Below are 270 nucleotides of genomic sequence, written 5' to 3' on the forward strand. Positions count from 1 at the left end.
TATTAACCCTTGCTTCAGTTATACTATTGAATGGATTCCTAAGGGATAACTCATTAAATACTAGATCCACAGCTCCCTCCTCCCCTAATAATCTTTAATATTCAAAAGTTGGTCTAAACTTTTATCCCACTCATCGAAGAAATCTTCCGGCCAAGTATCAATACGGCCATTCTTATCAACTTTAAGGTTATCAACTACATGCAAAATTCCACTTTGCTTTTCTTGTTTAGCAAAAAAGTTGATTGATACATTATTTGGATTTACATTACT

The 270-nt window shown here is 33.3% G+C and carries 1 protein-coding gene; it reads right to left on the minus strand.

The window, feature by feature from the left end:
• Positions 1-84 precede the first annotated feature (84 nt).
• Positions 85-270: DUF3696 domain-containing protein (locus ACSNOG_RS33385; RefSeq protein WP_436756417.1), on the minus strand; the 186-nt coding region annotated here is incomplete at its 5' end.

This window comes from Streptomyces sp. URMC 124, from assembly GCF_051386455.1.
Classification (GTDB): domain Bacteria; phylum Actinomycetota; class Actinomycetes; order Streptomycetales; family Streptomycetaceae; genus Streptomyces.